Genomic DNA, 6,240 nt, shown 5'->3' on the forward strand with positions numbered 1-6,240 from the left:
AATAACGAAGGAGGTCTCATTATGCTTGAACAAATCTTCCATCCATCAGAACTACGCGTAGATGCACTATTTCTTTCTTACGCACACATCTTCATTTTACTTTTATTTGGAGTATGCGTTATATGGATGTACCTCCATCGACAAAAGTCCTACATGATCAAAGTGAGGTGGGTATTATTAGCAATTCTTTTACTGTCCGAAATTTTGTTACTAATATGGACAATATCAAATAATATGTGGACTGTTAGAAGTAATCTCCCATTGAATTTATGTACAATTAGCATTTATTTGAGTGCATTTATGTTAATCACTCGTTCGTATAGAGTCTTTGAAATTATTTATTTTTTCGGTATCGGGGGAGCTTTACAAGCATTATTAACTCCTGATCTATTTTATACGTTTCCACATTTTCGATTTGTTCATTTTTTCATAGCTCATATTGCAATAATTTTAGCTATCCTCTATATGATCTGGGTTTACAAAATGACTCCTACATGGAAGTCTATCGTAAAATCCTTTATTACATTAAACATCATCGCATTTTTTGTTTTTCTCGTTAATATTCAAACTGGAGCTAACTATATGTTTCTTGCCAGAAAACCAAAAGGACCGAGCATACTAGATTGGCTTGGCCCTTACCCTTGGTATATTTTATCATTAGAAGTTCTTACACTAACAATGTTTATTCTCCTATATCTACCTTTCTATATCAAAAAGAAAAGGTTGTGATGTTCTAAGTACTTATTTTTCATTATCTAGATATGTTTTTAATTCATCCACTTTCTCCTTTTCAATTTGTTCTTTACTATATCGAGCCTTTGCATAAGTCGTAGCCAACATTGTATTTCGTTCATCTTTTTTGTCAAGTTCCTTCATTGTTTCCATAGGAGTGTTACTTTCCCTGAACTTATACCCTTTTTTCATTTGCTTTAGTATATAGTGCCTATACAAAAATCTAGCTCTTTCAGCATTTGATTTTAAATCTTTCCACTTCGGTTCACGTTTGAAGGTTTCTGTAAACCAATCCTTCAGTCGTTCTTCGTATCCGTGACGAAATTGCTTCCAATCAAATGCACTTTCTTTTTCGTCCACATACGCTAAAAGGTCTTCTTCCTTCTCACTATTAAATAAATTTAACATCTTCCCTAACCAAATTCGTAATGCTCTAAGCCATCCTCTAATTTTCTTGAAGAAGATATAGAGTAAGATAATTGACCCTGCAACTAAAAGAATAATAAGAATGACAGAGAAGATTCGCTCTAAAATAACGGCAATGATAGACGGATCACCTGGTTCCTCCATGAAATCTGGTGGAACTATTTCCGCAGGCTCGATTGATGTAATATTTTCTGGTGGCTCATTTTCAAATAATTGAACAAACCATATGAGAATATTACGAATTGCTTCTTTTAATTGGTCGATTATCTCCTGAACATAGCGATAATTTGCGATGATGATTATGAAGATAACCGTTAAACCAATAAATATGCGGTTATGCCATGTCATCGTCTTGTTAATTAATCCGTTCTTTTTTTCCGTCAATGTAGCACTTTTTAATTGACGGCTATTTGAGACAAATAAAGTGAAAACTACTGTTAACAATCCTGTCCATGTAATGTAATCACTATATGGCTGTAATATTTCACTATTTCGAAAGAAAAAGAAAATGATAAAATAACTAAGTAAACTAATCCATAGATAAGAAACAGGAAATACTGTTTCCCAAGAATTCTCTACGTAGTTTATTCCACGAATCACCATGAATATGGCAAAGAGAAAAAAGATGCTGGTTGCGATTATACCGTCTATTAATAGATAAGCTACTATAGCACTTGAAAACAAATTGAAAAGAACATATACCCATTTTTTTGAATTCTTAATAAAAACCCTTAAACATATTCCAATCAAAAACATTACTGGTAATACGGTAATTAAAACGAAAAGTTGTGATTCCATAGAAAAGATTCCAATCATAAAAATCAAAGGAAACAAACATAAATATTCTAACAAACCGTAAATCCACTTTTTGACTACCTCTTCCCAATAATGATTAATCATGGTTATCACCTATTTCATCCGTAACAGTATCATTTAATAATAAAACTTCAATGGAATTGCCATTACTCTCAAGCTCACGAATTTGTTGTTCCATTGTTTCTGTTACATAGACCGTTATAATTAATATATCTGTATCTTTTCTATTAAATGAAATATCCTCACCTAAAAAAGAGTTAAAATTCATACTGCGATCCATTTTCACTTTTGCCATCGTCTGAAAAATATACTGAAGCTGGTCCTGTCCGCTCCCTGGTTCCACTCGAACAGAGTGCTTAATTCGTTTGACCTCTTCATCTGGCTCAATGATGTAAGAATTACATCCAAAACCTGTGCCTATCCCTTGTTCAATGGAATGTTGAGCAATAGATGCAGCATATGAAATAGCTTTTTCAATAATTGCTTCATCTTTAATTGGCATCCAAATATCTTCCGTCAAATCAAAATTTACATATATCATTAAATGATGATCTGAAGTATAATCCATTTTACTTACTTGTAATGAATTGGTTCGCGCTGTTGCATTCCAGTTCACAGATTTCATAGGATCTCCAGTAGAATATTCTCTTACCCCAGCAATAATAAATGGATCTTCCATAATCCATCTTCGAACGGTAATATCACCTTGCCAACTCGTGGAAGGCAGAGGAATATCTTCAATTGGAACTAGTTGAGGATATATATAAATATCCGCAGAAACATCAATTTCTTGTTTTTTTATCACTAGTCCAAATGGATCACCACTCGACATAGTCACAAAATTTTGCCAATAATGACCTCTTTTCTCCGCGGTAATATAATGTCGTCTCGTGACTTTTTGATATGGCATTAAACTGAACAAACTTCTATGAAATTGATTATCCACTATCTCTAATGTTGATTGTTGTTTGAATTGGAGATGAGAACTAAACTTCGATTCTAGTCTAAGCCACGGTACTGGAAGAACTTTTTGATTAACAATCTCTTCTATCATTTCTACCGTCTCTCCTTCAAACACGGCCTCTTGACTAAAGTAGCGAGTATACTTTATATTCCGTAAAGCTAGTTTATCGAAAATCGTTCTTTGAAAGAGAATAATTAAAACGGTAAAAATAATGAACCATTGAATACCCATTACCTTTCAAATCCTTTAACTAATTGATCCTCAGTTGGAACAGTGATTTCTTCAACGATCTTGTTTAATACAATGTCAGATTGATTCTCCCTCGTTCTTGCTGATTGACTTAACAAAATTCGATGACTTAATACTGGTTTCACCATTGACTTTACATCATCTGGTGTAACATAACTTCTTCCTTGTAACGCCGCATAAACCTGGACTGCTTTTAACAATGCCTGACTACCTCGAGGACTAACTCCTAATTTCACGAGTGGGTGACTTCTGGTTTTTTCTATAATGGAAAGCATATAGGAAAACATTTCATCACTTACAAATACAGTGGAATACATATTCTGAGCAAGAATAATTTCCTCTACAGTGACTACTGGTTGTAGGTCTTCAATGGGATTTCTTTCTTTAAAGCGCTTTAAGATTTCTATACCTTCTTCGGTCGTAGGATAACCTAGATTAATTTTTAATAAAAAACGGTCTAATTGAGCCTCTGGCAGTGGAAAAGTTCCTTGGTTTTCTACAGGGTTTTGAGTCGCTATTACCATAAACGGTCTATCTAATTGTCTTGTAACACCATCTATAGTTACTTGCCTTTCTTCCATGCATTCTAATAAAACCGATTGTGTTCTTGGAGTGGCACGATTAATTTCATCCGCTAGGATCATGTTCGCAAAAATTGGACCATGCCGAAACTCAAATTCTCCTCGCTTTTGATTATAAAAATTGATACCGCTTACATCGGTAGGGAGTAGATCTGGTGTAAATTGAATTCTTTTGAAGCTGGAATCTACCGATTTTGCCATAGACTTTGCAAGTAACGTTTTGCCTGTACCTGGTACATCTTCTAAAAGTACATGCCCGGAGGAAATTAGTGCTACGAATAATTGGTCAATAATATCGTCTTTTCCGATAATGACTTTTCCCACATTTTCTTTAACTTTTTGTGCAATCTCTTGTAATTTAACAACTTCTGTCATATAACTGTATCTCCCTTACTAGTTGACTCTGTTCGTTCAAAGTCATTTTTTTATTATTCTTCTTTTAACATTTCTACATCTTTTATGTATGTCCTTTCACCATTTTTAATTTCACATTTTTTTACACATGAAATAAGAAAAGCGAAATCATTTGCCATCTGCGAAGTAAAAATGTCCTTTCAATTAAAAGTGATTTTTACTTTCGCGACTGGTAGGTTTCTTTTACAGCGGATAGAACTTAGAGTTAGACAACTTTTAAAGACCAAAAATTGAAACTTATATTTAAAAAAAGATATCTTAAAAGTAGGTCTTACCTTTTAAGATATCCTTTTCTTTCATTTGTTTTGAATATAGTAACTAATTGCATTATTTATTGCTGGCTAAGTATGAGTAAACATCTTTCAAAGTTGTTAACCCCTGTTTTTCTAGTATTTCCGTACTTTTTGTCCATACCTTCGCTGTTGCAATAGCATCGTGTAGGGCATGATGCCTTTGTTCATTTTCCACACAAAAATAATTACAACATTCATCTAAAGTTATTAGTTTTTCTTTACGCTCTATAATCTTTGTTAAGAACATTGTGTCTACTATTCGATGTTCAAAATGTGTCCGTAAAACAGACCATGACATATGCTCCATGAAACTGCGTTCATGATTGGCATGGTGCGCAACAAGAGTATTTCCCTGAATATATTTATAAAAGTCTATTAATACATTTTCTATTGAAGGAGCGTTAAGTAATTCCTCTTTTGTAATTCCTGTTAGCTCTTCAATTTCAGTTGAAGGTCCTTCCTCACTATAGATTAGGGAATAGAATGTTTCGTCTTTTTTAATTTTATTTCCATTTATTTTTATTGCACCAATAGATAGGATTCGATCACCTTTGCTTGCATAAAAACCAGTTGTTTCTAAATCAAAAACCACTACATCCAATTCAGAAAAAGGTACATCAAGCACATCATCTCTTTTTATCGACCTTTGTAGCTGTCTTAAATAAGCAATTTGCCCAGCATCAGATTGACTTAGTATGGAAGTATATGAATTTGAATTAAGCCTACCTGATAATTGTTTGATAAATTGAATCATTGGATTCATGATATCATTAACTCCTTTGACTTACTAAAGCTTTCGTTTCTCTAAAAAGCTCGTATCCTTTAACCATACATTGTTTAAGTTCTCTTTTTTCACTTTTCGATAAGTTTTTTACAGTAATATGATGAACCTCGTCATATGCACTTGCACTTTCTAAAAGTAGCAAACGAATATGCAACAGTCTATTAAAATAGTGTTGATACTCCCTTAAATGTACATAATTAGACGGTAGGCTACGAAATCTTGATAGTGTCGAAGGTAGAAAGATTTTTTCTTTTAATGCTAACAATCGAAGTGCATTAATATATGGAAAAAAAGCTTTTTCCTTCACATGAATTTTTCCAGCATGTTCCCCGTAACTGTCTGTAAGTATTTGACCCAATACCCCTATTCCCTTTTTCACATACCCAACATTATCAACTAAACGTTCGTATAACATTTTATCTTCTTCAATATGTTGGAAGGATAACTCTTTTAATCTATTTAAAAAATCAACTTCTCCATATAATACTCGAGAATCAAAAAAGATAGAAAAATTTCTTAAAGATTGCCAACTTTTCTCTTGCAACCAATTTGCTATTTGTAATTGCCAGTCATTCCTAGATTTACACCAAAGTGTGTTCGATGCCATCACATTTCCATCACAACGTTCATAGCCACAAATAGCAAACCCTTCTACAATTTCTGAACCAAGAGCTAAGAAATATGCTTCTTCATTTTTTCCCCCTTCAAAAATAATGCCGTGATCTTGATCACTAAATAACGCCTGTTCAAATCTACCTGCACTTCCCATTAGAAAGAAAGCAAAGTGAGTAGGAGGAGGGCCCCACTCACTTGATACTTTTTCTATTGAGATAGTTATAATCTGTTTCATTATATCGTCGTGCAATGTATTCAATTTGATGTGATCCGTTGAAACAGACGGAAGAACTTCTTCTCTCCACTTTTTAATTTGCTTATAACTATTCATTATCTATCAGTCATTTCGTTTTAGATTGTTGAAGA

6 protein-coding genes are annotated in these 6,240 nt (G+C 33.3%); 1 reads left to right on the plus strand and 5 read right to left on the minus strand.

The window, feature by feature from the left end; genetic code table 11:
- Positions 1–21 precede the first annotated feature (21 nt).
- A complete protein-coding gene (locus ACERII_RS07110) occupies positions 22–729 on the plus strand; it encodes a YwaF family protein (protein WP_373641126.1) in 708 nt (235 codons plus the stop codon).
- A 12-nt stretch (positions 730–741) separates the two neighbouring features.
- On the opposite strand, the gene ACERII_RS07115 is transcribed toward ACERII_RS07110, so the two are convergent.
- From ACERII_RS07115 to ACERII_RS07135, 5 genes are all read right to left on the minus strand, one after another.
- Positions 742–2,058, minus strand: coding sequence for a hypothetical protein (locus ACERII_RS07115; protein WP_373641128.1), 1,317 nt, complete (start codon positions 2,056–2,058; stop codon positions 742–744).
- Entirely contained in the window at positions 2,051–3,169 is a 1,119-nt protein-coding gene (locus ACERII_RS07120; protein WP_373641129.1) for a DUF58 domain-containing protein, read from the minus strand. The genes ACERII_RS07115 and ACERII_RS07120 overlap by 8 nt, the downstream gene beginning before the upstream one ends.
- The gene (locus ACERII_RS07125; protein WP_373641130.1) at positions 3,169–4,143 is read right to left on the minus strand and encodes an AAA family ATPase; all 975 of its coding nucleotides are present in this window, start codon (positions 4,141–4,143) and stop codon (positions 3,169–3,171) included. Before ACERII_RS07125 ends, ACERII_RS07120 begins: the two co-directional genes overlap by 1 nt.
- A gap of 366 nt (positions 4,144–4,509) precedes the next feature.
- Entirely contained in the window at positions 4,510–5,238 is a 729-nt protein-coding gene (locus ACERII_RS07130; protein WP_373641132.1) for an exonuclease domain-containing protein, read from the minus strand.
- 7 nt (positions 5,239–5,245) lie between these two features.
- The gene (locus tag ACERII_RS07135; RefSeq protein WP_373641133.1) at positions 5,246–6,205 is read right to left on the minus strand and encodes a DUF294 nucleotidyltransferase-like domain-containing protein; all 960 of its coding nucleotides are present in this window, start codon (positions 6,203–6,205) and stop codon (positions 5,246–5,248) included.
- Positions 6,206–6,240 lie beyond the last annotated feature (35 nt).

This window comes from Evansella sp. AB-rgal1, assembly GCF_041820985.1.
In the GTDB taxonomy this organism is placed as follows: domain Bacteria; phylum Bacillota; class Bacilli; order Bacillales; family Salisediminibacteriaceae; genus Evansella.

What these genes read in the sequence shown, in the direction of transcription:
- ACERII_RS07110 (WP_373641126.1), top strand. Translation starts at nt 22, where the DNA reads ATGCTTGAACAAATCTTCCATCCATCAGAACTACGCGTAGATGCACTA.
- ACERII_RS07115 (WP_373641128.1), bottom strand. Translation starts at nt 2,058, where the DNA reads ATGATTAATCATTATTGGGAAGAGGTAGTCAAAAAGTGGATTTACGGT.
- ACERII_RS07120 (WP_373641129.1), bottom strand. Translation starts at nt 3,169, where the DNA reads ATGGGTATTCAATGGTTCATTATTTTTACCGTTTTAATTATTCTCTTT.
- ACERII_RS07125 (WP_373641130.1), bottom strand. Translation starts at nt 4,143, where the DNA reads ATGACAGAAGTTGTTAAATTACAAGAGATTGCACAAAAAGTTAAAGAA.
- ACERII_RS07130 (WP_373641132.1), bottom strand. Translation starts at nt 5,238, where the DNA reads ATGAATCCAATGATTCAATTTATCAAACAATTATCAGGTAGGCTTAAT.
- ACERII_RS07135 (WP_373641133.1), bottom strand. Translation starts at nt 6,205, where the DNA reads ATGAATAGTTATAAGCAAATTAAAAAGTGGAGAGAAGAAGTTCTTCCG.